This window comes from Streptomyces sp. NPDC048718 (assembly GCF_043198875.1).
Lineage (GTDB): Bacteria > Actinomycetota > Actinomycetes > Streptomycetales > Streptomycetaceae > Streptomyces.
Genome location: NZ_JBICVG010000008.1, coordinates 301965 through 326267, shown reverse-complemented (window position 1 = coordinate 326267; position 24303 = coordinate 301965). Strand labels below are relative to the sequence as shown.

Below are 24303 nucleotides of genomic sequence, written 5' to 3'. Positions count from 1 at the left end.
GCCGGGGCCGCCGGGGTCAGGGCCGGGGCCGGGGCCGGGGGAGGTCACGTCCCGGTCCCGGGTCCCGCACCGGCCGGGTCGGCGGGCGGGCCTTCGCGCATCCCGGGCCGCCGGGCCGAGGCGGCCCGGTGCCAGGCCCCGTACCGGTCGGCGAGGAAGTGGGCCGTCAGACCGTGCAGCAGGATGCTCAGGCCGATGGTCAGGGCGACCGCGCGGCCGATGAGGGCGGTGCCGGGTACGTGCTCCTCCACCACGAGGAGCCCGAAGACGACCGAGGCGAGCCCGCGCGGCCCGAACCACCCGGCGAACAGGACCGTGGGGAGGGCGAGGCCGGTCCCGGCCAGGGAGAGCGCCACGGGCAGCATCCGGACCACGGTGAGACTCAGTACGGCGTAGACCGCGATCCGCCAGTCGAGGTGCTGGAGCTGCGGACCGAGCAGGACGGCCCCGAAGACCAGGAAGCTCAGCGCCGCGAGGAAGTCGCCGAGCCGCGCGGCGGGACGGGCGGTGTCGTCGCCGTTGTCGACCGATTCCGGTCCCGTCCCCGCCGTCCGGCCGCCCGCCGCCGCCTTCACCACGGCCGCTCGCGCGCCCCGCCGCAGCGCGGTCCCGAGGGCGAACCCGGCCACCCAGGCCGCGATGAACCCGCTGCCGTCGATGACGGTCGCCAGCGCGTACGAGCCGGCTGCGACGGCCAGGACGAACACCTGCCGCCACTCCTCGGTGACCCAGCCCCGTGCGCGCGAGGCGGACAGCAGCCACCCGCCGGACCCGCCGATGGCCAGCCCCAGAGCCGTACTGAGGACGAGCGAACGCCAGAACGTGCCCGCGATCCCCTCCGCCGAGGCCGCCGTTCCGGGGATCGCCGCGAGGAAGACCACGAAGAACGGCAGCACCAGCCCGTCGTTCAGACCGCTCTCGACCTTGAGTCCGCCCCGGACCAGCGGCGGGACCCCGGGACCGGCCACCGCCGACTCGCCGAGCGCCGCGTCCGTCGGGGCGAGGACCGCGGCGACCAGGGCGAGTTCCCACAGGGTCAGACCGGGCAGCAGGGGCCAGGCGAGCAGCCAGCCGGCCGCGAGGGTCAGCGGCAGGGCGATGCCGAGCAGCCGGCCGGGCAGAAAGCCGCCGGCCCGCAGATCCCGGCGTCGTACGGACATCGCGTCGGTCAGCAGGACCAGCGTCAGGGTGCCCTCCACCAGGGTGAGGATCGCGCCCGCGTCGTGGTCCAGGCTGATCAGGCCGAGCCCGGCCGGACCGATGGCCACGCCGAAGGCGGTGAACACCATCGGCGCCGACACGACGGTGGTCGCGAGGCGCCGGGACACCAGGGCGTATCCGGCCGTCACGGCGGCCACGGCCGCGACCGCCCACCCGCCGCCGGCGCTCATCGCCCCGCCGCGTCCGTCCGCATCGCTCACCTCACTCGCCTCCAGAGGAACACGCGCCACCCGGGCCCGCCACGCGCGCGTACCCGCGGCGCCACCCGCCGTCATCGCGCTGTGGGGGCGTGGGCTCCGAACGGCCCAGGCCGGGATGCCGTACGCCCGCGCGTGGACGGAAATGGACATGAGCCGGGCGGGAACGCGGCGGGGCGGGCCCCGGCCACCCCGGCCGGCGAGGACCGTCCGCTGAGGGGCGAGTGCGGAGCACGAAGCACGGAGCACGAAGCACGGAGCACGGAGCACGAAGCAGGTCGGACGGAGGACGGATGGCGAGGACGCTGCGGAGTGTGTCGTCGGCGGTGCTGATCGTCCTCGCGTGCGTCCTGGTGCCCGTCAGCGTGCTCACGGTGTGGGTGCACGACATCGTCCTCGACACCGACCGTTACGTCGCCACGATGAAGCCGCTCGCCTCCGACCCGGCGATCGAGGCGGCGGCCCACGACCGGATCGTGCACGCGGTGGACGTACGGGTCGACGGCAAGCAGGTCACCGCCGAGATCGCGGCCTGGCTGCGGTCCCAGGGCCTGCCGCCGCGCGCGGCCGACGCGGTCAAGGGCCTCGCCCCGCAGCTGGACGCCGCCGTGAACGGGGCCGCCGACAAGGTGGCGACCCGGTTCGTGCGGAGCGACCGGTTCGAGAAGGTGTGGGTCACCGCCAACCGCGCCGCCCACACGGCCGTGGTGCACGCCCTGACCGGCAAGGGCCGCGGCGCGCTCGACGTCGCGCAGGGCACGGTCACCCTCGACCTCGGCGCCGCCGTGGACCAGGTCAAGAAGGACCTGGTGGACGCCGGACTGCAACCGGCGGCGAAGATCCCCGAGGTCAAGAAGCAGCTGGTCCTGTTCCACTCCGACCAGCTGAAGAAGCTCCAGGGCGCCGCCCGCGCCCTCGACGCGCTGGGCAACTGGCTGCCCGTGCTCACCGTGCTGCTCGCCGCGGCGGGTGTCGTCCTCGCCCACCGGCGCCGACGCGCCCTGGCCCGTACGGCGCTGGGCGCGGCCTTCGCGTGCCTGGTCGTGGCTCTCGTCCTCGTCGTGGCCCGCCGCTCCTACCTCGACCACCTCCCGCCCGAGGTCCATTCGAAGGCGGCCGCGGCGGCCGCCTTCGACGACCTGGTGCGCTTCCTGCGGGTCGCGCTGCGCACCGCGATCGTGCTCGGTGTGGTCCTCGCCCTCGGCGCCTATTTCACGGGCCCCGGGCGCCTGGCGACCGCCACCCGCTCCGTCTTTGAACGCGCCGCCGACTCCGCGGCCGGCTGGTGGGGCGGCCATGGCGTCACCACCGGCCCCGCGGGCACCTGGACCCGGGACCACCGCCGTTGGCTGACCCTGGGCGTCGTCCTCGTCGTCGCTCTCGTCTTCGCTCTCTGGAACCACCCCACGGTCCTCACGGTGCTGCTCCTGGTCCTGATCCTCCTGGCGGCGCTCGCGATCATCGCCCTCCTCGCGGCCGATGGCCGCCGCCCCGCCCCGCCCGGAGCCCGGTGAACGCCGCCCCCGCCCACAGCACGGCCGCGCAGCCGATGCCCGGCACGGACTGCCAGACGTCCTCGGTCGCCCCCGGCAGCAGCGTGGCCAGCGCCGCGAGGCCGACGGTGGCCAGCATCGCGGCACCGACCCATCGCAGCATCGGGGCGCGCAGGCTCCGGGCCATCGGGAAGAAGTGCGCGCCGACCACCAGCGCGGACCAGGTCAGCATCAGCTCCGGGCGGTGCAGGCTGGTGCGCACGTAGTTGTTGCCGACGCCGAGGACGACCGCCTCGACCAGGACGACGGTGAGGAACTTCGGACCGCCGCCGCCCGGGGGCACCGGCGCGCCCTTCTCCGTCGCGGGGGTGCGCCGGGCCAGGACGAAGAGACGGACCACGGCGGCCGCGCTCGCGGCGAACAGCAGCAGGCCGGCGCCGAGGACGACCGGGCGGGCCGCCCCGTGGACGGCGGACTGGGCCAGGACGAACCACATCGCGCCGAAGGCCGTCCCGATCACTGCCCCCCGGCCACCGTTGCGGAGTTGCTCCTGTCGGGTCCTGAAGACAGGACGGACGGCGGTCTTTTCCACGGGCGTTGCCTCCTGTTGATGTGTGTACGTCACATCTTCTCGTGGCTGCCGCGTGCCGTGCGTCCGTTTGACGACGAGAGATTCTGAGGGCCATCTACCGGAAGATCCCAGCCAGTTCGGCCTTCACGTCTTCCCTGTCTCGCCCACGGGGAAAGCGCCGGTGAACGCGATCCTGCGCGGACTCTTGTGGCGCGCCTGTTCGGCGCCTCCAGCGAGCTGTGCCTGGCCTTCTTCCGCACCCGGCCCTCCGGCCGGGCGCGGACGGCACCACGGCACCGGCTCGGCCCGGAGCAGGCGTACACGGGGTGATCCACGACGGCACCCGGATCGCCGACCGCCACCGCGGTGATCTTCACGCTGCGCCGCCCGCGACACCGGCACCACGAAAGCCCCGGGCCGATGACCCGAGGCTCGGCGGCTTGGGTCCGATGACCCGAGGCTCGGCGGCTTGGGCCCGATGATCCAAGGCTCGGCCGCTTGGGGCGGTCCGCGACCGTGGACGGTCTACGCCCGCGCGACCAGCGTCGCGCCCATCGTCAGCATGGTCGCGGCGACCAGCCCGTCCAGGACCCGCCAGGCCCTGGGCCGTGCCAGGACGCCGGACAGCAGGCGGGCGCCGAAGCCCAGGGCGAAGAACCAGCCCAGGCTGGCCAGGGCGGCGCCCGCGCCGAAGGCCCAGCGCAGGTCGCCGCGGTCCGAGGCGAGCGAGCCCAGCAGGAGGACCGTGTCCAGGTACACGTGCGGGTTCAGCCAGGTCATGGCCAGGCAGGTCAGGACCGCGCGCCGGGCGGATCCCGCGTCCGGGCCGCCGGCCGAGAGTGCCGCCGCCGGATCCGGCCGCAGCACCCGCCGGGCGGCGAGGAATCCGTAGCAGAGCAGGAACGCCCCACCCGCGAGACCGACCGCGGTCAGCGCCGCCGGCCAGGCCGTGACCACCGCGCCCACCCCGGCGACACCGAGCGCGATCAGCACCGCGTCCGAGACGGCGCAGAGGGCGACGACCGCGAGGACGGCGTGGCGGCGGACGCCCTGGCGCAGGACGAAGGCGTTCTGGGCTCCGATGGCCACGATGAGGGAGAGACCCGTACCGAACCCGGCGAGGACGGCGGCGGCGATGCTGCTGATCATGTCTTCGACCGTACGGACCACCCCGTGGATGAGTACAGCTAAGGATTCTTACGTACCCTTAGCCGCACTTATGGACGAGCTTCCCCTGGACCAGGTCAGGACCCTGCTCGCGGTGGTCGACGAGGGCAGTTTCGACGCCGCGGCCGCCGCCCTGCACGTGACCCCGTCCGCCGTCAGCCAGCGGATCAAGGCCCTGGAGCAGCGCACGGGGCGGGTTCTGCTGATGCGTACGAAGCCGGTACGGGCCACCGAGTCCGGCGAGGTGGTGCTGCGGTTCGCCCGGCAGCTGGCCCGGCTGGAGCGGGACGCCCTCGCCGAGCTGGGTCTCGCGGCGGAGCGGGGCCCCGCGCGGATCCCGGTGGCGGTCAACGCGGACTCCCTGGCCACCTGGTTCCTGCCCGCGCTCACCCGGGTGCCCGAGGAGCGGCCGGTCTGCTTCGAGCTCTACCGGGAGGACGAGTCCCACACCACCACGCTGCTGCGGCAGGGGCGGGTGATGGCGGCCGTCACCTCCTCGCCCGATCCGGTGGCCGGCTGCACCGTACGGATGCTGGGGCTCGCCCGCTATCTGGCCGTGGCCACACCCAAGTTCGCGGCCCGGTACCTGACCGGTTCCCTGGCCGAGGACCTGAGTGAGGCCCCCACCGTGGTCTTCGACCGGCGCGACGAACTCCAGGACACCTTCGTCCGCTCCTTGACCCGGGGCCGTTCGGGGGCCGGGCGGATCCGGCACATGGTGCCGGCCTCGGACGCGTTCCGGGACGCGGTGGCAGCGGGGCTCGGCTGGGGCCTGGTTCCCGAACCCCAGGCCGCGCCGCTCCTGCGCACCGGCCGCCTGGTGGAACTCGCCGCCGGCCGGCCCCTGGACGTCCCGCTCTTCTGGCAGCAGTGGAAACTCGACTCGCCCGCCCTGTCGGCGGTCGCGGAGGCGGTCGCGGCGGTTGCCGCCGAGGCCCTGCTGCCCCCGGGGCGGGGCGGCGGACGCGGGGCCCCGGGCGCCCGCCGCGACTCTCGCGGTGCCGTCCCCGAGGCGCGCCCGGTGCACGAGTCGCCGTGAGGCGGGCCCGGCGGGCGGGTCCGTCCGGTGGGTCCGTCCGGAGGGTCTGGTGGGTCCGTCCGGTGGGTCCGACGGGGACGGCGGACACGGTCAGCCGGAGTAGGGCACCCAGGACTGGGAGTTGGCGCCGCTCGGCGTCTTCGCGACCGCCGTGGTGTACGGGTCGATGGCCGGGGTGTCGAGGACCAGTCCGGTGGCCGGGTTGGTGAACCGCAGCGTGCCGTTGCTCTTGGCGATCGTCCACTTCTGGGCGGCGTTGGCCGGGTCGAAGGGCTTGACGGTCACCGTGCCACCCGTGGCGGCGGGGGCGGTGAGGGCCAGGGACTGGGGGCAGTTGTCGGACAGCCGTACCGTGCCGTCCGCGTTCGCCTCGGCCTTCCAGAGTGATCCCGCGTTGGCGGGGCTGAAGTGGTCGATCCGCACATCCACGCTGGTGGCCGTCGTACACACCCCGACGCGTCGCAGCCCCAGGCCGCCGCCGTTGGTCAGGCCGTGCCACTGGCCGTCGCCGGTGATGCCGGGACCGTAGTCGATGGCGCTGCGGTACAGCAGCGAGAGTGCCTCACCGGTGGTGGGCAGCGGCGGATTCGCCGCCGGGCGGGCGGCGTTGAAGTACTGGTTGAACGTGGTCGGCCGGTGCGCGGTCATCGCGGCGAGGGTCCGGGCCCAGCCGCCGTCGGTGTAACGCCAGAGGTTGCGCAGCGAAGCGGCCACGTTGCCCTGAACCTTGTCGCCGACCTGCCATCCCTCGCTGTACTGCAGCATGCGGCTCGCGCCATTGCCCCATACGTAGCGGTAGTCGCCGAGCAGCTGAGCCGCCGTGGCGTCGGCGAAGCCCTCGGCCCACGCGCAGGTCTCGGAACTCGCCAACTGGATGTAGTGCTCTTGACAGTTGTTGATGTCCGGCCACACTCCGTTGTTGAGCCGGTGGTGGAGGAAGTGGCCGGCCTCGTGCAGGATGGTGTGCTCGGAGTCGGCGGCGTCGCCGGTGAGGTATATGGCGTTGCTGCTGGGACTGTAGTGGGCGTTGCTGTCCCCCTCGGCCGTGTTGATGGTGAGCCTGGTGCAGGCGTTGCTGTCCGGTTCGAGGGTGGTCCAGCAGTCGCTCGTCGGGTTCGAGCGATTCCACCATGCGAGGTTGAGGGTGTCGAAGGCGTGCCAGCCCCGGCCGGCGGCCCCCGTGGCCTTGGTGTCGCTCACTCCCCAGAAGCCCGGGCCGATGTCGTTCAGGGTCGTCGACCGCATGCTGACGTACTGGCCGGCTCCGTCGAGCACGCGCCACAGCCTGCGGTTCTCCGCCCACACGGTCACCCAGAGCGAACTCATCGTGGTGACCGTGGTGTTGGTGGAGCACAGATCGTAGGACCCGTTGTACGACGTGAGTCCAGAACCGCCGAGGTAGCGCGGCTGGTCGCCACTCTTCTCGATGCCCCACAGTTCGACGTTGGCGGTCCGGACCGGATTGACGACGGTGGGCTTGTCCGTTCCGCCCTCGGCCGACCGGAACTCGTAGCTGAACGAACCGCTCAGGCAGAACGGGCTCGCGGCCTTCGCGGCGGTGGCGGTGAGCGGGACGAGGGCCAGGGCGATGAACAAGGCCATGGCCAAGGCGGCGACTGGGCGCGATATGCGCACTCTGAGGGTCATTTCCGGTGCCCTTCTGGGAACGTGACGGGTTCCGGGGGCGGGCGACGGCGACGGCAGCGGTGTGGTGAAGGCGAAGCGGAATGCCTCAACGCCCCCTCGTACCTGCGACGTTCACCGCATATCGACCCCGGCGCCCCATGATCGGCAGCGGGGGCACCCCACGACAGGGCGCACGCGAGAGCACGGAGGGGCGCGTGGAAGCAAGTGAGGGAAGGACGGCGTCCGCGTCCTCGGGCGGCGGGACGGCGGTCCGGCGGTCCGGCGGGACGGCGACGTCGGCTCGGGGGGTCCGGGGCCCAGGACCCGGTCACAGCGCCGATGGGGGCGACGCCTCCCCCGGCACCGAAGCCGGTCCGTCACGGGCGGTGACCGGCGACAAGCCGGTGTCCGGAAGCAGGCGGAACCGGGTACCGTCGTTGTCATGTTCTTCCAGCCGCCGATTCCCGAGTGAGAGCGCGACGGGTCCCCGCCGGCGTCCCCGACGCCGCCGCGCCCCGTCGACTCCGCCGATGAATCCGCAGATCACCTCACTTCAGCACCGGGAGAACCCGTGACCGACAGCAAGAACATCAACAACCCCGTGGGCCAGGGTGGCGGCCAGCGCAAGCGGCAGTCCCGCGCCGAGCGGCAGAACAACGGTCCGCACCGCAACCTGGACCGCCAAAACGCCGCCGACCAGAAGGCGGAGCTGCTGCGCAAGATGCGGGAGAAGACGAGCGGCGCCGCCGGGGACGCCGGGCAGGCGGACGACGACACCGCGGAGAGCTGACGTACCGCCGCCGAGGGGCGGCACCGTGCAGGCCAGGGCCCGGACCGCGCGACGCGCGGTCCGGGCCCTGTGCTGTCGTGGTCTGGGTGCCGCCCACTCACGACTTTCCCTCGAAACGAACCTCATCCCACGCCATTTTTCGCCGTGCGGCCCGCCGGACCGCCGCAGTGGCCGAAAATATCTACTGGCTGGTAAGTGATCTGCGGCCTTGTGAACGGAATGTGTCTCAGCGGCCGGAAAGTTGGCTGAAACTATGCAGCCGGGCGGCGTTCGCGCGTCGACCGAGTGCGGGGGTTCTCCCAGCCGTGCGACTCCTTGAGCGGGCCCGCGTGTCACGGGGTGAAGAGGGGGCCGAGTCGCTCGAAACGCCGAATTCCGGCCGCTGGCTCAATGGTTGACAGTTGCTGATCAGGCTTGCGATCTTGTGCTCGCCGTCCAGTCGAACGAGTGGTCGGCGAGGGGGTGGGGGAAGTGGGCGCAGTGGCGGCGGCGGATGGATCGCGGCGGGTCCGGACGACGGACGTGGACGGTGCGACGACCCTGGTGATCGTCGGCGCGAATCCGACGGTGGCCCGGGCGGCGGCGGCCCTGCCCGTCGAGCTGGTCCACGTACAGCTGCCCGGCGCGCCCGCCCTCGACCCCGGCAGCCGCGTCCTCACCGCCGACTTCCTGGACCTGCCCGCCTTCCTCGCCTTCACCGACGAGGTCCTGCGGCCCCTGGCCCCCACCGCCGTCGTCTCGCTCACCGAACTCGGCCTTGAGCCGGCCGCGCTGGCCGCCCGCCGGCTCGGCGTCGCCGGCGTCGATCCGGCCGTCGTACGGGCCACCCGTGACAAGCTGGCGATGCGGCGCATCCTGGAGCGCGAGGCCCCGCACCTGAACCCGGCCTTCGCGGCGGGCGACGACCCGGAGGCGGTGGCGCGCCTGTTCGCCGCCTACGGGCGGGCGGTGGCCAAACCGGTCGACGGGGTCGGCAGCACCTCCATCGCCCTGGTGGAGGGCATCGACGACCTCCCCGCGGACCGCCGCACGGCCGCCACCCTGCTCGAACAGTTCGCCGAGGGACGGGAGTTCAGCGTCGAGGCACTCTCGGCGGGTGGCCGGCACACCGTCCTCGGCATCGCCGAGAAGGGCACCACGGACGGGTTCATCGAGGTCAGCCACATGATGCCGCCGCCCTCCCTGGACCCGCGCCGTCAGGAGCTGGTCGCCCGGGCGGTCGGCGAGCTGCTCGACGCCATCGGTATCACCGACGGCCCCAGCCACACCGAGGTCATGGTCGACGGGGACAAGGTCGTCGTGATCGAGACGCACACCCGGCTCGGCGGCGACGGCATCGCGGACCTGGTTCGCCTCACCACCGGGGTCGAATGGCGGTGCGCCGCCCTCGGCTGGGCGGTCGGTGCGACGGTCGGCCGAGGCCCCGCCACGGCGGCCGCGGCCGCCACCGTCTTCCTCACCGCCGCGCCCGGGCGGGTGACGGCCGTCGCGCCGCCGCCCACCCTCGCCCACGGGCGGATCCACGCCTGGGACCTCTCCGTCCACCCCGGAGACCGGGTCCCTCCCCTGCGCTCCTCCTCGGACCGGCTCGGCATGGCCGTCCTGACCGCGGCGGACACCCACGCGTGCGTGGCGGCCGTCGAGGAACTGATCGGTCACCCGGTGGTCGTCACCGTTCCCGATCCGACCCTCTGAAGCGAACACCGTTCGGAACGCCGATCCACGCACCACGGACCACGCACGGCACACCACACACCTCGCGTACCTCTCATTTGTTCCTTGACCACGTCACGGGGGATACATGTCTATCCAGAACGCTCCCATTTCTTATGATTTCCATGGCGATGCCCCGTTCTCGATGCCCTTCAAGGACATCAAGCCCGAGGACATCCACATCTACCTGGACCTCGACACCAAGGTCGGAAAGAACACCTGCGGCCAGAAGTGCACCCACTGCTGGTTCGTCAACTACGAGAAGGTCTACGACAAGTCCTTCGCCATGGAGGAGGGCCCCCGCATCCTGGAGGGCCTCCAGTCGCACGGCTACCACGTCTACCCCCGCTACGTGGACAGCTTCGCCTACGACGGCGAGTTCATGCGGATCTACGGGCCGGCCAACAACCGTGAATTCCGGCAGGAGTCCGACCACAAGCCCACCGAGACGATGGAGAAGGGCGACGCTTGGACCAGCGGCCGTCCGCTGCTCGCCGACAACTGGACCGAGCTTCTCGACCTCGCCGTCAAGAACGGCTACGGCACCGTCTCGATCACCTACCACGGGGTGATCGACGAAGACCTCAACGTCGTCGACCACAAGACGTACCCCATCAAGGGCGTCTTCTCCGGCGCGGACACCGAGGAAGTGCTGCGCCGCATCGCCGAGTACAACAAGGGCGTCGACCCCGAAGACGCCTTCCGCGTCAACATCGGCGTCACCCTCGGTCGGCACAACCACGGCCGCACCTCCCTGGAGCGCTACGCCCGCTACTTCAACAAGCTGGGCGTGGCCACCGTCCGGTTCAACAACTTCACCGACCACGGCGGTCGCCACCCCGAACTGCGCCTCTCCCGCGAGGAGATCGAGCAGGCGTACCTCGACTTCAAGTGGGTCCACGAGACGATCCCGCTCGGCTTCCAGCTCGGCGTCAGCGAGGACTTCGGCACCTACGGCATCAAGGCCATGGGCTTCCCGGGCCATGTCGGCTGGTGCCGGGCCGGCCGCCAGCTGTTCGCCGCCATCCCCACGCAGGAGGAAGTCCTCTCCGACGGCCCCGAAGGCCGCCGCGAGAAGATCGGCGACATCGTCGGCTGCGTCAACACCTTCGAACCGCACCTGGGGATCCTGGTCCGTACGGTCACCACCGGCGAGGGGGGCGAGTACGCCGCGTACGACGTCGAGTTCGACCACGACGAGATCGAGGCTTTCACCGCCAAGCGGCTCTCCGGGACGTACAAGGACGGCTGCTTCGCCACCGAACTGTCCGAGGAGCTCGGCCTGATCTCCCGCGTCCCCGAGCGGCGCCGGCTGCCGCTCCTTGTCGACTCGCAGTCCTGACCGAGAGGAAGACCGCCGCGATGCGCCATGTCCTCGTCTTCGCCAAGACGCCCTACGCCAAGACCCCGTACGACCAGTGGCTGGCCGGTTCGGGGATCGTCCCGGTCATCGTGACCGCGGCGGAGTACGCGGCGGGCTACTCCCATCTCCCGCACGTGCACGCCTTCGACGCGTACGACACCAACCAGCTGGTCGAGAAGACCGCGCTGCGTCTGGCGCGCGAATTCGCGGTCGACGCGGTCTTCGCCCGTGCCGAGGCCGATGTCGTACGGGCCGCCCAACTGCGGGAGTTGCTCGGCCTGCCGGGCCAGCACACCGCGAGCGCGCTCGCCTTCCGCGACAAGGTGGTCATGAAGGACCACCTCGCGGGCGGTCCCGTCGACGTCCCCGCCTACCGGCGGCTCGACTCGGCGTACACCGCGATCGACTTCGTCGCCGAACACGGCTACCCGGTCGTGATCAAGCCGGTGTCCGAGTCGGGCTCGCTGGGCGCGGCGATTATCCGCGACGAGGGGGAGCTGGACGCGTACCTGGCCAGCCCATGGCGGGGGGCCAGCGAGATCGAGGCGTTCGTGCCCGGCCAGATGTACCACGTGGACGGATTGGTGGCGGGCGGCGAAGTGGTCTTCGTCCACCCCTTCCGTTACCTCAACGACTGCCTGTCCTTCCGCGACAACGACTGGGTGGCCAACCTTCCGCTCACCGTGCACGACCCGTCGTACGACCGCCTGGTCAAGGCGGCGCGCGCGGTCCTCGCGGAGCTGCCGACCCCGCCGCAGACCGCCTTCCACGCCGAGTTCTGGATCACGCCCGACGACCGGCTGGTCTTCTGCGAGATCGCCAGCCGCACCGGCGGCGGCATGATCAGCGCGATGGTCCGGCACGCGTTCGGGATCGACCTGGACAAGGAGTGGCTGTACGCGGAGTGCGGCCTGCCCTCGACGCTCGGCACGCCTGCCTACCGGCCCGCCGGGGCGCTGTGCATCCCGCCGCGGAACGGGGTTCTGGAGCAGTTGCCGCAGGACCGGGCCGGCGCCGAGCGGCCCGGGTGTGTCCGCGAGGTCATGCTGACCGGCGCGGCCGGCCAGGAGTTCCACGGCGGGGTCAAGTCCGGTCTTTTCCTGGCTGGTTACGTGGTCGACGGGGACACGGAGGAGGATGTGGCAGCGAATCTCGAACACGTGGCGGGCTGGTTCTCCGACAACTCCCGGTGGCGGCCCACCGATTCCTCCGGAGACACCGCATGAGCACCAGCACATCCACCACGGCATCCACCACCACGACTACCGCCACCACAACCGCTGCCGCTGCTGCCGCCGCCGGGCTGCCCGGCCCGCTTGTCGGCGCCGACTGGCTGGCGGCGCGGCGCGGGGCGGGCGTCGTCCTCTTCGACGCTTCCGTCGGCGCCCACCGGGGCGCGTCGGCCCGTATCCCCGGGGCCCGGCCCTTCGACCTCGACGGGGAACTGTCCGACCACACCTCCGCCGTACCGCACACCATGCCCGGTGCCCCGGCGTTCACCGAGGCCCTGCGGGCGCTCGGTGTGCACGACACCGACACGGTCGTCGTCTACGACGCGCAGGGCGTCTACTCCAGCGCCCGCGCCTGGTGGATGCTGCGCGCCATGGGCTTCGACCGGGTCGCCGTCCTCGACGGCGGTCTGCCCGCCTGGACCGCCTCGGGCCACCCTGTCGAGCCCGTACCCGCCGCGTACGACGGCCCGCGCGGCACCTTCACCGCCCGGCTCCGGCCCGGCCTGATCGTGGGCGCCGAGGCCGTCGCCACCGCGCTCGCCGACCCGGCCGCCGCCGTCCTCGACGCCCGTACCCGCGCGCGGTACGCCGGAACCGCGCCCGAACCGCGCCCGGGCCTGCGCGGCGGCCACATGCCCGGCTCGGTCAGCCTGCCCTTCGGCGAACTGCAGCGGGACGGCGGCGTGATGCGGCCGGCCGCCGAGCTGCGCACGGCGTTCGAGGCGGCGGCGGGGGACCGTGAACGGCTGTACTTCAGCTGCGGTTCCGGGGTCACCGCCTGCGTCCTCGCCCTCGGCGCCACCCTGGCCGGCTACCGCGACCTCGCCGTGTACGACGGCTCGTGGAGCGAGTGGGGCCTGCCCTCCGACCGGCCGGTGGCCACGGGCGAGGCGCCCGGCGAGGCCATCGGCGGGGTCACCGCCGGGGCCGCCGGCGAGAGCGGCTCACTGTGACCGGGGGGCCGCGTCGCGGCGGGCTCACCGCGAAATGGCGGACCTTCACCGGTCTGCCGGCCGGTCTCAAGGCCTTGATCGGGCTGTCTTTCGTCGTCGCTCTCGGCAGCTACATGGTCACCCCGTTCATCGGGGTGCTCATGGTCAAGGCTGTCGGCCTGGACATCCGGGTGGCCGGCGTCCTGGTGGCGGTGGCCACCTTCATCCAGTTCGGCGGCAGCATCCTCGGCGGCCCGATCGTGGACCGGCTGGGACTCAAGCGGACCATGGTGCTCGCGCTCACCCTGCGCACGGCCGGCCTGGTCCTGCTCGGCCTGGCCGTCCAAGTGCCCTGGATCGCGTACCCGGCCGTCGTCCTCGTGGCGGGCGGTCCGGCGCTGTACCTTCCGGCGAACAAGGCGTACATCGTCACCAGCGTCTCGGACGCGCTGCGCCCGCTCTTCCTCGGGGTGAGCAGTGCCGCCCTCAACGCGGGCATGGGGCTCGGGCCGCTGCTTGCCGCGCTGCTGATCGACGCCGACCCGGTACTGCTGCTCATCAGTCTCGCCGGGCTCTTCGCGCTGATCACCGCGGCCCACCAGGCCGCCCTGAAGCCGGCCCCGCGCCGACCGGCCGCGGCCCCGGCGGCGGCCCCGGCAGGCACCGGAACCGAGGCGGCCGGAACCGAGGCGGGCACCGGGAAGCGGGCGGCGCTGCGCGGCGCGCTCCGCCCGGTCCTCTTCACCGCCCTCGCCTTCTACCTCTACTTCTTCTTCCAGAGCTTCATGGGCCTGTACGCGGCCGGGGTGTCCAACATCCAGGCGCTCGGCTGGGTGATGCTGCTCAACTGCACCATGGTCGTGCTGCTCCAGCCGGCGTTCGCCGACCGCATCGCGCGCGCCGACTACCGCCTGCTGGTGGTCGGTTCGTTCGCCGTGATGGCTCTCGGTATGGCGGCCATGTCCCTCGGTGGCGCCCCGGCCCTGCTGGGTGGCACCGCCCTCTTCACCCTCGGCGAGATCTTCCTCTTCCTGCGCTGCGATCTGGAACTCGTCGACCGCGTGCCCGGAAATCCCGCGTTCGCCTTCGGCGTTCAGCGGCTGACCGCCGGCATCGGCGGACTTCTCGCCGGTGTGGTCGGCGGGTTCGTCTTCGCCCACTACGAAGCCGCAGGCGATCTGGGCGCGTTCTGGCTGGTGGTGGCGGCACAGTGCGCGGGCGCGGCGCTGCTCGCCATGCTGCTGGGCGGCGGCCGACGGCCCGCCGCGCGCGAACTGCCCCTGCCTGAACAGACGCTGCCTGAACAGCAGTTGTCCGGACCACCGTTGGCCGAGTCGGCGGGTGCCGGAGAGGTGGTGGCCCGGTGAACGAGTCGACCCCCTCCCGGGAGACGCGGTTCGTGCACGCCGGCTCCGATCCGCGCCGGCAGGGCGGCTACGTCAACCCGCCCGTGCACCGTGCCTCCACCGCCCTCTACCAGGACACGGCCGAGCTGGACGCCTCCCAGGCGGACCCGCTCAAGCGCGGCACCCCGGTCTACGGCCGCTTCGGCACCCCCACCGGCCGCGCCTTCGAGGAGGCGCTGACCGAACTGGAGGGCGGCCACGCGGCGGTGGCTACCTGCTCCGGCCTCTCGGCGATCACCACGGCGATCCTCGCCTACGTCCGGGCCGGCGACCACATCCTCGTCAGCGACTCCGTCTACCTGCCGACCCGGAAGTTCTGCGACTCGCTCGCCGCGCTGGGAGTGGAGACCGAGTACTACGACCCATGCGCGGGCGGCGCCGAGATCGAGGAGCTGATCCGCCCCCGGACCCGGCTGCTCTACCTGGAGTCCCCCGGCTCGACCACCTTCGAGGTGCAGGACATCCCGGCGATCACCGCCGTCTGCAGGACCCGGGGGGTGGTCACCATCGCGGACAACACCTGGGCCACGCCCGCCTTCTGCCGGCCGCTGGCGCTGGGCGCGGGCGTGGACGCGGTGGTGCACTCCGCGACCAAGTACCTGACCGGGCACGCGGACAGCATCCTTGGCGCGATCGTCTGCACTAAGGAGAGCTACCCGGTCATCCGGGGCGCGGCCATCCGGCTCGGCCAGTGCGCGAGCGCCGACGACGTCTACCTGGGCCTGCGCGGGTTGCGCACCTTGAACGTACGGCTCGGCCGACACCAGGAGCAGGGGCTGGAACTGGCCCGATGGGCGGCCGAGCAGGACGGTGTGGCAGCCGTTCTGCACCCGGGGCTGCCCGAGGACCCGGGCCACGACCTGTGGCGCCGCGACTTCACCGGTGCGGCGGGCTTGTTCGGGGTGGAACTGGAGCCGGGCCTCGGCAAGCCGGCCGTCGACGCGATGCTCGACCGGCTGCGGATCTTCGGCCTCGGCCACAGCTACGGCGGCTACGAGAGCCTCATCGTGCCCGCCGACCCGGTCTCCCACCGCCTCCCGGGCACCTGGGCGGGACGCGGACCGCTGGTCCGGGTGCATGTCGGCTTCGAGGGGCTGGAGGACCTGAAGGAGGACCTGAAGGCGGGCCTCGAAGCCCTGCTGGGAGGTGGGTAGGGGCGGTTCGCTCCCCTGAGGGCGGGACGATCCGTACCGGGTGGTCCGCCGGCGAGGGCGGCGGCGGAGCGGGTGCGCGGCCCCTGATCCGTCTGGACAACGACGAGCGAAGGCCCAGGTCGCTGACCTGGGCCTTCGCTCACGAGCGGACGACGGGAGTCGAATCCGCGCCATGAGCTTGGGAATCACCCGGCGCTTGGGCTCTCGGAAGAGCGCTGACCTGCGGAAATGGGCTTCGCGGCAAGGTGAGTGCAGGCGACGCTTCCGGTCACCGCGTCACGCGGCGGGCTGACACCGGCGCGGTTCCGCCTGGCCGAAGAGGACCGCGTAGCCGGCGGGGAGCTGCTGAAGAATTCGGGCGAGAAGGTCGGGTCCGGCGAGCCGGGCGACGACGGTGAGTACGGCGCCGGTGTCCCAGCGGGCGATGGCGGGGGTGGTCTCGGCGCGGATGGCCAGGTCCCTGACGAAGCCCCATCCGGTGAGTTGCTCGGCGGCGGGGATCTGAGCGGTCAGGACGAGGGCGGCCTCCACGGGAAGCCGCTGTGCGAGGTCGACCCGCTCGTCTCCGACGAGCTGTCGGCCCAGAGCGGCCAGCACGGTGTGGACGGCCTCTTCCGCCCGTTCGCGGGTGGGGTAGGCGCCTTCATGGCGCACGCGCTCCAGCATCTGCTCGGACGTCATGGCGCTCTGGAGCCGGTGGAGCCGAGGCTGGTCGGACATGGTGCTGCGGACGCCTTTCTCTTCGACGGTTCGGTGGATGGCCGGTGCCGGTGCCGGCGGGAGGTCAGGTGTGTTCGGGGCGGCCGAAGAGGAGGTCGTAACCGGGCGGAAGCTGGAACAACGCCTCCCGGGTGAGGGCCTCTCCCGCCGCGGTGGCCACGGTGGACAGGACCGCGCCGATGTCCCACAGGGCCGTTTTCTCGGTGGCCCCCTCGATCCAGGCGGCGGTGGCGCGGACGAAGCGTTCGGGGGAGAGCGGTTCCGCGGCCTGCAAGGGGTTCAGCAGGATCAGCGCGTAGGACTCGGGGAGGCAGGCGGCGAGTTCCGCTCGTACGCGGCCGACCAGGTGCGCACCCAGCAGGGCGAGGACCACCCGGGCCGAGCGGTCGGCCGCTTCCCGGGTCTGGTATTCGCCGTGCGCCTTGACGTGCTCCAGGAAGACTTCCGGGCGCATCGACATCTCACGTCACCTCCAGGGAGGGGGGAGGAGAAGCGGGGTGCGGAGGGCGGGTACGGGAGGGGAACCGGTGCCCCGCCCTCCGCGGGTGTGTGCCGCAGCGGTCAGCCGGAGATCTGCTTGCGGTCGGATCCGCCGCTGATGACGATCTTCCGCGGCTTGGCGCGCTCGGCGATCGGGATCCGCAGGGTCAGAACGCCCGCGTCGTAGTCGGCTTCGATGCGCTCGGTGTCGAGGGTGTCGGCCAGCACGACCTGTCGGGAGAAGACACCGAGAGGCCGTTCCGACAGTTCCATCTGCACGCTGTCGGACTTCTCCGCCGGCCGGCGTTCGGCCTTCACGGTCAGCATGTTCCGCTCGACGTCGATGTCGATGGCGTCGGCGCTCACGCCGGGGATGTCGAAAGCGATCACGTACTCGTCGCCCTGGCGGTACGCGTCCATCGGCATCACGGACGGCTTCGACCATGTGCCCGACGTACCGGCCAGCTGCTGGACGATCCGGTCCATCTCGCGGAACGGGTCAGTGCGCATCAACATCGCGAAACACCTCCAGTTGTTCGGGCAGTGACTGCCAATGCGCTTCGGCGTACTCCCGTTGTAACATGTCATCGGAACGATGACAAACCTCATGTCGTCGAAAGGATGACAACACGGGAGGCCGGACATGGACGAGCCCGCGGAATCGACCGCGCAGACCCCCTTCCTCGCCGCGGCGGCGGCGCTGGAGGTCATCAGGGAGGCCGTCAAGGACGCGGAGCAGGCCTTCGACCGGGGAGAGCCGGCCGGCGGCGCGGCAGCCACGCCGGGCGAGGGCCCGCATGCGGCCCTGGCCGCCCTGCTGATGCTGCGCGAGGCCCGCGAACAGCTCGCCGGCTGGGAAACAGGGCTGATCGAGGCCGCCCGTGGACAGGGAGCCAGCTGGGCCGACCTCGCCGCGCCCCTCGGGGTCGCCAGCCGTCAGGCGGCCGAACGCCGCTACCTCCGGCTGCGCCCCGGCAGAGCCGGAAGTACCGGAGAAGAACGAGTCCAGGCCACCCGCGACACCCGCGCCGCCGACCGCGACGTGAACGCCTGGGCCCGCGACAACGCGGCCAGCCTGCGCCGGCTCGCCGGCCAGATCACCGCTCTCGACGGCCTGCCGGCCGACGCCGAAGCCGCCATCGGCGACCTGAACCTCGCCCTCGCCGACAACGACGCCGCCCGCCTGGTGCGCCCGCTGTCCGACGCCCGGGCCCACCTGCGCCCCGAGGACGCCGACCTCACCGAGCGCATCGACGCGCTGACCCGCCACACCGACCAGCTTCGACGGGCCACCCACGACCGGCGCGGCGGCTGACCGAGGAGACGGGACAACGACGAAGGCCCAGGTCGCCGACCTGGGCCTTCGTTCGAGAGCGGAAGGCGGGAATCGAACCCGCGCCACAGGCGCGTGGGAATCACCCGGCACTTGGGTGTGTATATGCCCTCTCACCTGCGGGACATTCGCCGGTGGATCCGTCCCGGCTGCCTCTGGGGCCCCTGTGACGACTGTTCACCGCTCCTGCCGACGCGTTGTGGCACGGCTGCCGAGGCAGCGGCGCACGAGTGCGAGGGTGCGCTGTGTGACCGTGTCGAGAGGGGTGCCGTTCTCGACGGCGGCCAGTGCGGTGTGCAGCATTCCGGCGATCAGGTCGGCGGTGAGCGCGGGCTCGGGAACGCCGAGCTCCCGGACGGCGGCGCGGAACGGTTCGACCTGTTCCAGGTGGAGTTCCATCAGCCTCTGCTGGCAGGCCGGAGGAAGGCCGGCGTTCATAAGGGCGACGGCGGGCTGGTGTGCGCCCTCGGCACCGAGGCGGAGGCTTTCTTGGAAGAACGCCTCGACGCGTTCCAACGGCCCGTTCGCGGCGGCCAGGGCTCGGCTGAGCGCTTCGTCGGAGCGGCGGAAGGCTTCTTCCGTGATGGTGGCCAGGAGGGCTGCCGAGGAGTCGAAGTACTGGTAGACGCTTGAGCGGGCCAGGCCCGCGCGGGCGCCGACCGCCGCCGGTGTGACAGCGGCGGCGCCCTCGTTGACCAGGATGTCGATCGCTGCCCGGATCAGCGCCTCGCGTTGCTGGGCACGGTGCTCGGCGACGGTGGAGGCGTTGATCTTCGGCATGCGGCGTGGGCTCCTGGAAGGCGGGCGGGGCCGGGAGCGGGATTCCGGCCCGCGGCCACCGTCAGGACAGGCGGCCGTCGACCATCTCGTACACCCGGTCGGCAGCGTCCATTATCGCCGTGTCATGGGTGACCATGACCGTGGCAGTACCGCGTTCGTGGGTCTGCTCGGCGATCAGCCGTACCGCCTCGGCCGAACGCACCCGGTCCAGCGCGGACGTGGGTTCGTCCACCAGCAGGACGGCGGGGGAGGTCATCAGCGCGCGGGCCAGGCCCGCGCGCTGGCGCTCGCCGCCGGACAGCTGGTGTGGACGGGAGCCGGCGCGGTGGGCCAGTCCGACGGCTTCGATGAGTTCGTCAGCGCGGGCCCGGCCACTGGTGTCGAGGCGTCCGTCGATGTGCAGGGGCAGCAGGAGCTGTTCCCTGACGGTGAGGGAGGCCAGCAGGTTCGACTGCTGGAAGACGAAGCCGATGTGGCGAAGACGGGCGGCGGTGCGTTCCTTGTCCGAAAGGGCGGTCAGCTCGGTGCCGGCGATGTGCACGGTGCCCGAGGTGGGCCGCTGGAGGCCGCCGGCGACGGCGAGGAGGCTGGACTTGCCGGACCCGGAGGGGCCGACCACGGCGACGAACTCACCAGGGGCGACGGTCAGGCCGACGTGGCCGAGGGCGGTGACGGCGGTATCGCCGTCTCCGAGGGTGAGGGTCACGCCGTCCAGGCGCAGCCCACCGGAGCGGTTGGTGTCGGCGGCGGCCCGGTGGCCGGTGGCGGGTGTGGTCATCGGGCGGCTCCGAGAGCGGTCAGGGGGTCGACGGCGGTGATGCGGCGGACGGCGACGACGGCGCCCACGGTCCCGAGGACGATGAGGAGGCCGGCGGAGGTGGCGATGGCCGGGGCCGAGAGGGAGAAGGGGGCCTTACCGATCATCGCGCTGCCCAGGGCCAGGCCGGCGGCGGTGCCGAGGGCCGTGGCTCCGACGAGCACGGCGACGACCTGGGCGAGCGCGTCGCGCAGGATGTATCCGGTGGGGGCGCCGAGCGCCTTCAGCAGGGCGATCTCGGCCTTGCGCTGCACGGTCCAGACGGTGAAGAACGCGCCGACGACCAGGGCGGAGATGGCGTAGAGGAAGCCCTGGATCAGGGCCATGGTGCTCGACTCGGCCGAGTAGCCGGGGGACGCGCCGAAGGTGCTCTCCTTGGTGTCGGCGCGGGTTGCGGTCGCCTTCTCCACGGTGGCGACGGCGGCACCCGGCTCCAGGGTCAGGGCGACGGCCGTGGCCTGCCGGCGCGCTGCCTCGGGCAGGTCGCCGGGCAGGCCGTAGTGGAGGTGACGCCAGGTGTCGAGGTCGGCGTAGACGACGCCGATGTGGCCGTAGGAGACGGCCTCGTCCACGAGGCCCACGACCTTCAGCCGCACCTCGCTCTTGTCGGCGGTCAGGACGTCCCCGACCGCCACGCCCAGGTCGGCGATCTCCTGGGTGATCACGATGCCCGCGCCGCCCTCTTCCAGGCCCTTCCCCTCGCCGGGACTGGGGGCCAGGGGGGAATCCGGCGCCATACCGAAGACGGCGAGGTTGACTTGCTCGCCCTTCTTGGCCCCCTGGGTCACCACGGCATTGGCCAGGGTGCTCCCGAACGGCTCCGCCCGCTTCACCCCCGGGGCCTTGGACCACGTCTGCCAGTCCTCCTCTTCCACGGTCGAGCGGGAGAACTGCTCGCTGGTCGCCTTCTCGTCGAAGGCCATGTGGGTCACGGGCAGCGCACGCAGACCGGATATGCCGGCGTCCGCCAGGCCGGAGGCCAGTCCGGACAGCAGGACACCGAGCACGGCGATGAGCGCGACCACCGCACCCATCAGGGCGAAGCGACCGCGAGCGAAGCGCAGATCGCGTAGGGCAAGGAACACGGAGTTCTCCGAGCGGTGAGCGGTGAGCGGTGGGTGGGGGCGAGGGCACGACGACTGGACCCGCCGACCTTTGCCTAAACTTGACGACGCGTGTGTCGGTATCTTATCCACTGCCATGGACGCGCCTGTCGGTACGTTGTGGCGCGTCTGTGCCGCCGGCCGCTCTCCACGAGGCTCTCGCCCGGCTGGGCGACCTGGATCCGCAGGGGATTCGCGCCGCCGTCGTCTCACCGTGCCGGAGTCGACGGAGGCGACTTCCGGAGGGGGCGGAGGGCGACTTCCGTAGGGGACGCGCGCGGCAGCTGCGCGGGCGGCCGTCGAGAGGTCCGTCATCCGCTCATGAGCGAAGGCCCAGGTCGCCGACCTGGGCCTTCGCTCATGAGCGGATGACGGGAATCGAACCCGCGCCATGAGCCTGGGCATCACCGGTGCCCAGAGCGGCGATTGGGTGCCTGACCTGCATGAATGAGGTTCTGGGGGCGCTTCGGGGCAGGTCTGTGGAAGCGCGTGGTGACCGCTGCGCACCGCTTCGAAGGGCACGGCTGGGGGCGACCGTCACAGCGGCGGCCCGCCGACCGCCCGGCGCTTCGGGCGGGTGGCGTCGACCTGGTCGGGCCCCGGCTGCAGCCGGCATCGGCGTCCTTGTCTCAGACCTTCTCCGGGGGCGTGCCCGATTCGGCGGCACGCCGGTACTCGGCGTTGATGCGCTGGGCCTCCTCGAGCTGGTCCTCAAGGATGATGATGCGGCAGGCGGCCTCGATCGGGGTTCCCTGGTCGACGAGTTCGCGGGCGCGGGCGGCGATGCGGAGCTGATAGCGGGAGTAGCGACGGTGGCCACCCTCGGAGCGCAACGGCGTGATCAGGCGCGCTTCGCCGATCGCACGGAGAAAGCCCTGGGTGGCGCCGATCATCTCGGCAGCTCTGCCCATGGTGTAGGCGGGGTAATCGTCGTCGTCGAGACGGTCGTACGAGTCATCTGCTGTCATTTGCACCTCTCCGTGAAACGCATAGAGGGGCCCTGGTGCCGGTACTGGCACCAGGGCCCTGAAGGAACTACTACACCACCTGCCGGCCCTGATGAAGCGCCGGCCTTCTGTGTCCGCTCACCCGGTCTGTTCGCTGCCGGGGTGCGGGGATCGCGGTTGCTTGACCGAAGACCACCTCACTATCGATGTCCTGCGGTACCCGGACTCGAGACTTCCGTCCGGGCGATCCTGATGGCGCCGCGTTCCTCCACTTCCCTCGGTGATCGACTTCTTGCGGGCGGATACCGCGCACCGCTGATGACGCGTACGACGCAACGGCCTGAGCCAGCGCCGCTGTTGCCGCGCCCCCGGTGCGCGCGTCCGCAGCTCGACGCCTTCACCAGGGGTACCGCCCTGCCGTCCTCACGGGTACCGCTTCTGCCATGACCGCGGTCCCGCTCATGGCGGCCCCTGCTCACTCCGGGCCGCCCAGTCCGGCCGCCAGTTCCGTCGCCATCCCACAAAGCCCTGGCTTCGAAACTCCACCGCCGCACTGTCCTGCGCGCTGCGACTACCTGTACCGCTTGCCGGCAGTTCATCTCTGCCGACCCCATTGTCTCCGTGGGTTACGAGAAAAAACATAGACCAACACCTCGCCAATGTCTACCTTGGCCGCGCTAGATATTCGCGTTCCCGGCCAGGAGGCCTGGGAGGGGGCGGGGGCGTCCGGCGATCGCGAAGGCGCGCCGCCGCCGCGATGTGCGCCTCCCGGCACGGGGGGAGGACCGGCGGGCGGGTGGAGAAGGTTCGTAGGATCGCTCTCATGTCGAAGACTGACGAGCTGCTTGTTGAAGTCGCCAGACTGATCGAGTCCGGGCAGAGCAATCAGATGTCCCTGACCGTGGTCACCGGGGGCGCTGTCATCACGGGCCGACTGGCGCCCGAAGCGGTGTGGCGGCAGCGGGTCTCGGAGGTTCTGGCGGATTCCGAACGCCTGACCGAGTTCTCCGCCGCCTTCGCCGCCGGGGGCGGACATGAGCCGCCCACGCACCTGCACTTTCACATGGCCCGCATCCTGCAGGGCACGGTGGGGATCCCCGAGACGGGCGGAATGTACCGGGTCTCGATCGCGGACATCAGCGCCTGGACCATGGGCGATGTCGCGTACTTCGATCACTGACCTCGCCGGAGAGGCAGTCCCGTGAGGGGCCGTACTCGCTTGAAGGCGCCGATATGTCCGTCCGCGATCGGGAGCGCCTCGGCGCGGTCGCGGACGGACTCCATGGCCGCCCGGTGGGTCACCGTCAGGCCGCAGGGGCGCCGAGGGGCGCGGAGGCATGCCGGGCGAGGCCGGCGCCATGGGGAGGCGTGGTGCTGTGCGGGAGGCCGCGACAGGCGAAGCCGAGTTCGGTCCTCGCGTGTACCGCTCGCGACGGGGGAGGAGCATCCCCTCCCTCTGCGAGGCATCATGCGCTGTGTCATCGCGCGCTTCCCCTCGAGCGCGCCAAGAGCGGAGTCCTGGACTCCAGGCACGGCGTCCAGCCCGAGGGGATCACCGGGGAGTCCGTCACCATCGGGCGCGGTACCCATCCCGTCAAGCGGGTCTGGGGGCCCCAGGCGCCGTTTTGTTCACCCGCGAGGGGTGAGGCGGGGCCCGGGGAGACGCCGCTGCCGCCAGGACGTCACAGGGGCCGCCGAGGCGAACGGCCGCGGTCGTCGGAGAGGTCGCGCAACTGGACCCGGTCCGTGTACGCGGGACTGTCGCGGACGGTGGTGAGCTGGGTTCGGGTGACGAGGCCGGTGCGCTGATCGTCGTTGTCACAGACGAGGAGAAGTTCGGTGCGTGCTCCGGCCATGACGGCCAGGGCCACCTCCACAGTCATGTCGTCGCGGACCTGCGGTCCGGGCGGGTCCGCGGTGTCGGTGCCCGTCGGGCGGGTCTGTGTCCGGGCCAGTGTCACAACGTGCCTCCTGAGGAGATGAGTCGGCTTCCGGGTCACGCGGCGCTCGCTCGCCGGAGCGGGCCGGGGAGGTCCCGGGCACGCGATGCCGGCGGCTGTCACTGAGGCGCGTCCTGTCGCGGCGCGGGTGGGGGGCCACCGGGGCGGGGAGACAGCCCGAAGTTCCGGCCCGCGCGGTACGGCCGCTGCGGTGGGGGTGATCCGTACGGCCGGCCGGCAGGTCCACGTTGACGACGAGGTCGAGCTGACGGCCGTCTG

General features: G+C 71.9%; 24 protein-coding genes and 1 pseudogene. 13 read left to right on the top strand and 12 right to left on the bottom strand.

The features are described 5' to 3' along the window. Positions 1-44: 44 nt before the first annotated feature. Entirely contained in the window at positions 45-1421 is a 1377-nt protein-coding gene (locus ACGFRB_RS18135; protein ID WP_393244060.1) for a cation:proton antiporter, read from the bottom strand. A 290-nt stretch (positions 1422-1711) separates the two neighbouring features. Between ACGFRB_RS18135 and ACGFRB_RS18130 the strand changes: the two genes are divergently transcribed. After that, positions 1712-2932 (top strand): hypothetical protein, encoded by a 1221-nt coding sequence (locus ACGFRB_RS18130; RefSeq protein WP_393244058.1) that lies wholly within the window; start codon positions 1712-1714, stop codon positions 2930-2932. Here ACGFRB_RS18130 and ACGFRB_RS18125 read toward each other — a convergent pair. Then, the gene (locus ACGFRB_RS18125; RefSeq protein ID WP_393244056.1) at positions 2877-3431 is read right to left on the bottom strand and encodes a hypothetical protein; all 555 of its coding nucleotides are present in this window, start codon (positions 3429-3431) and stop codon (positions 2877-2879) included. The genes ACGFRB_RS18130 and ACGFRB_RS18125 overlap by 56 nt on opposite strands. A gap of 258 nt (positions 3432-3689) precedes the next feature. Between ACGFRB_RS18125 and ACGFRB_RS18120 the strand changes: the two genes are divergently transcribed. Then, positions 3690-3812: a hypothetical protein gene (locus ACGFRB_RS18120; protein WP_393244054.1), complete on the top strand. Its 123-nt coding sequence runs from the start codon at positions 3690-3692 to the stop codon at positions 3810-3812. Positions 3813-4007: 195 nt separating this feature from the next. Here the strand turns inward: ACGFRB_RS18120 and ACGFRB_RS18115 are convergent, their stop codons facing one another. Then, positions 4008-4631: a LysE/ArgO family amino acid transporter gene (locus tag ACGFRB_RS18115; protein ID WP_393244052.1), complete on the bottom strand. Its 624-nt coding sequence runs from the start codon at positions 4629-4631 to the stop codon at positions 4008-4010. Positions 4632-4701: 70 nt separating this feature from the next. Here ACGFRB_RS18115 and ACGFRB_RS18110 point away from each other — a divergent pair, with 70 nt between their 5' ends. Then, positions 4702-5688, top strand: a complete 987-nt coding sequence (locus tag ACGFRB_RS18110; protein WP_393244051.1) for a LysR family transcriptional regulator ArgP — start codon at positions 4702-4704, stop codon at positions 5686-5688. Between the two features lie 90 nt (positions 5689-5778). On the opposite strand, the gene ACGFRB_RS18105 is transcribed toward ACGFRB_RS18110, so the two are convergent. Continuing rightward, positions 5779-7296 (bottom strand): RICIN domain-containing protein, encoded by a 1518-nt coding sequence (locus ACGFRB_RS18105; protein WP_393244050.1) that lies wholly within the window; start codon positions 7294-7296, stop codon positions 5779-5781. Positions 7297-7885: 589 nt separating this feature from the next. Here ACGFRB_RS18105 and ACGFRB_RS18100 point away from each other — a divergent pair. From ACGFRB_RS18100 to metC, 7 genes are all read left to right on the top strand, one after another. Then, entirely contained in the window at positions 7886-8104 is a 219-nt protein-coding gene (locus ACGFRB_RS18100) for a DUF6243 family protein (RefSeq protein WP_393244048.1), read from the top strand. Positions 8105-8626: 522 nt separating this feature from the next. After that, positions 8627-9799: an ATP-grasp domain-containing protein gene (locus ACGFRB_RS18095; RefSeq protein ID WP_393244046.1), complete on the top strand. Its 1173-nt coding sequence runs from the start codon at positions 8627-8629 to the stop codon at positions 9797-9799. Between the two features lie 163 nt (positions 9800-9962). Next, the gene (locus ACGFRB_RS18090) at positions 9963-11159 is read left to right on the top strand and encodes a radical SAM protein (RefSeq protein ID WP_393244044.1); all 1197 of its coding nucleotides are present in this window, start codon (positions 9963-9965) and stop codon (positions 11157-11159) included. A 20-nt stretch (positions 11160-11179) separates the two neighbouring features. Then, positions 11180-12406 (top strand): acetyl-CoA carboxylase biotin carboxylase subunit family protein, encoded by a 1227-nt coding sequence (locus ACGFRB_RS18085; RefSeq protein ID WP_393244042.1) that lies wholly within the window; start codon positions 11180-11182, stop codon positions 12404-12406. Then, on the top strand, positions 12403-13365 hold the full coding sequence (locus ACGFRB_RS18080) for a sulfurtransferase (protein ID WP_393244040.1): 963 nt from the start codon (positions 12403-12405) through the stop codon (positions 13363-13365). The genes ACGFRB_RS18085 and ACGFRB_RS18080 overlap by 4 nt, the downstream gene beginning before the upstream one ends. A gap of 74 nt (positions 13366-13439) precedes the next feature. Continuing rightward, the gene (locus tag ACGFRB_RS18075; protein ID WP_393244038.1) at positions 13440-14711 is read left to right on the top strand and encodes an MFS transporter; all 1272 of its coding nucleotides are present in this window, start codon (positions 13440-13442) and stop codon (positions 14709-14711) included. Next, complete coding sequence (gene metC / locus ACGFRB_RS18070) at positions 14708-15904, top strand: cystathionine beta-lyase (RefSeq protein WP_363005699.1); 1197 nt, start codon at positions 14708-14710, stop codon at positions 15902-15904. Before ACGFRB_RS18075 ends, metC begins: the two co-directional genes overlap by 4 nt. A gap of 276 nt (positions 15905-16180) precedes the next feature. Here metC and ACGFRB_RS18065 read toward each other — a convergent pair whose 3' ends face one another. The 3 genes from ACGFRB_RS18065 to ACGFRB_RS18055 all read right to left on the bottom strand — a co-directional run bounded on the left by ACGFRB_RS18065 (position 16181) and on the right by ACGFRB_RS18055 (position 17620). Further along, positions 16181-16624, bottom strand: a complete 444-nt coding sequence (locus ACGFRB_RS18065; RefSeq protein ID WP_393244036.1) for a DUF2267 domain-containing protein — start codon at positions 16622-16624, stop codon at positions 16181-16183. 64 nt (positions 16625-16688) lie between these two features. After that, positions 16689-17084, bottom strand: coding sequence for a DUF2267 domain-containing protein (locus ACGFRB_RS18060; RefSeq protein ID WP_363005695.1), 396 nt, complete (start codon positions 17082-17084; stop codon positions 16689-16691). Positions 17085-17185: 101 nt separating this feature from the next. Then, entirely contained in the window at positions 17186-17620 is a 435-nt protein-coding gene (locus tag ACGFRB_RS18055) for an Hsp20/alpha crystallin family protein (protein WP_363005693.1), read from the bottom strand. A 127-nt stretch (positions 17621-17747) separates the two neighbouring features. On the opposite strand from ACGFRB_RS18055, the gene ACGFRB_RS18050 reads away from it, so the two are divergent. Then, positions 17748-18419: an HSP18 transcriptional regulator gene (locus ACGFRB_RS18050; RefSeq protein ID WP_393244034.1), complete on the top strand. Its 672-nt coding sequence runs from the start codon at positions 17748-17750 to the stop codon at positions 18417-18419. A gap of 195 nt (positions 18420-18614) precedes the next feature. On the opposite strand, the gene ACGFRB_RS18045 is transcribed toward ACGFRB_RS18050, so the two are convergent. From ACGFRB_RS18045 to ACGFRB_RS18030, 4 genes are all read right to left on the bottom strand, one after another. Continuing rightward, the gene (locus ACGFRB_RS18045) at positions 18615-19217 is read right to left on the bottom strand and encodes a TetR/AcrR family transcriptional regulator (protein WP_393244032.1); all 603 of its coding nucleotides are present in this window, start codon (positions 19215-19217) and stop codon (positions 18615-18617) included. Positions 19218-19278: 61 nt separating this feature from the next. Beyond that, complete coding sequence (locus ACGFRB_RS18040) at positions 19279-19995, bottom strand: ABC transporter ATP-binding protein (protein ID WP_393244030.1); 717 nt, start codon at positions 19993-19995, stop codon at positions 19279-19281. Beyond that, positions 19992-21119 carry an ABC transporter permease gene (locus ACGFRB_RS18035; RefSeq protein ID WP_393244028.1) on the bottom strand — a complete coding sequence of 376 codons (1128 nt, stop codon included), beginning with the start codon at positions 21117-21119 and terminating at the stop codon, positions 19992-19994. Before ACGFRB_RS18035 ends, ACGFRB_RS18040 begins: the two co-directional genes overlap by 4 nt. A 647-nt stretch (positions 21120-21766) precedes the next feature. Continuing rightward, positions 21767-22105 (bottom strand): MerR family transcriptional regulator, encoded by a 339-nt coding sequence (locus ACGFRB_RS18030; RefSeq protein WP_393244026.1) that lies wholly within the window; start codon positions 22103-22105, stop codon positions 21767-21769. A gap of 802 nt (positions 22106-22907) precedes the next feature. Here ACGFRB_RS18030 and ACGFRB_RS18025 point away from each other — a divergent pair. After that, the gene (locus ACGFRB_RS18025; RefSeq protein ID WP_363005689.1) at positions 22908-23264 is read left to right on the top strand and encodes a hypothetical protein; all 357 of its coding nucleotides are present in this window, start codon (positions 22908-22910) and stop codon (positions 23262-23264) included. Between the two features lie 288 nt (positions 23265-23552). Continuing rightward, a pseudogene (locus tag ACGFRB_RS18020) lies at positions 23553-23689 on the top strand (SCO5918 family protein); the annotation flags it as partial. A gap of 77 nt (positions 23690-23766) precedes the next feature. Here the strand turns inward: ACGFRB_RS18020 and ACGFRB_RS18015 are convergent. Then, complete coding sequence (locus ACGFRB_RS18015) at positions 23767-24045, bottom strand: CBS domain-containing protein (protein ID WP_363005687.1); 279 nt, start codon at positions 24043-24045, stop codon at positions 23767-23769. Positions 24046-24303: the final 258 nt, after the last annotated feature.

Excerpts from the sequence above, each read along its gene's own strand:
- ACGFRB_RS18130 (WP_393244058.1), top strand. The coding sequence starts at position 1,712 with ATGGCGAGGACGCTGCGGAGTGTGTCGTCGGCGGTGCTGATCGTCCTC.
- ACGFRB_RS18115 (WP_393244052.1), bottom strand. The coding sequence starts at position 4,631 with ATGATCAGCAGCATCGCCGCCGCCGTCCTCGCCGGGTTCGGTACGGGT.
- ACGFRB_RS18110 (WP_393244051.1), top strand. The coding sequence starts at position 4,702 with ATGGACGAGCTTCCCCTGGACCAGGTCAGGACCCTGCTCGCGGTGGTC.
- ACGFRB_RS18090 (WP_393244044.1), top strand. The coding sequence starts at position 9,963 with ATGCCCTTCAAGGACATCAAGCCCGAGGACATCCACATCTACCTGGAC.
- ACGFRB_RS18085 (WP_393244042.1), top strand. The coding sequence starts at position 11,180 with ATGCGCCATGTCCTCGTCTTCGCCAAGACGCCCTACGCCAAGACCCCG.
- ACGFRB_RS18080 (WP_393244040.1), top strand. The coding sequence starts at position 12,403 with ATGAGCACCAGCACATCCACCACGGCATCCACCACCACGACTACCGCC.
- ACGFRB_RS18065 (WP_393244036.1), bottom strand. The coding sequence starts at position 16,624 with ATGTCCGACCAGCCTCGGCTCCACCGGCTCCAGAGCGCCATGACGTCC.
- ACGFRB_RS18060 (WP_363005695.1), bottom strand. The coding sequence starts at position 17,084 with ATGTCGATGCGCCCGGAAGTCTTCCTGGAGCACGTCAAGGCGCACGGC.
- ACGFRB_RS18055 (WP_363005693.1), bottom strand. The coding sequence starts at position 17,620 with ATGTTGATGCGCACTGACCCGTTCCGCGAGATGGACCGGATCGTCCAG.
- ACGFRB_RS18050 (WP_393244034.1), top strand. The coding sequence starts at position 17,748 with ATGGACGAGCCCGCGGAATCGACCGCGCAGACCCCCTTCCTCGCCGCG.
- ACGFRB_RS18045 (WP_393244032.1), bottom strand. The coding sequence starts at position 19,217 with ATGCCGAAGATCAACGCCTCCACCGTCGCCGAGCACCGTGCCCAGCAA.
- ACGFRB_RS18040 (WP_393244030.1), bottom strand. The coding sequence starts at position 19,995 with ATGACCACACCCGCCACCGGCCACCGGGCCGCCGCCGACACCAACCGC.
- ACGFRB_RS18030 (WP_393244026.1), bottom strand. The coding sequence starts at position 22,105 with ATGACAGCAGATGACTCGTACGACCGTCTCGACGACGACGATTACCCC.
- ACGFRB_RS18025 (WP_363005689.1), top strand. The coding sequence starts at position 22,908 with ATGTCGAAGACTGACGAGCTGCTTGTTGAAGTCGCCAGACTGATCGAG.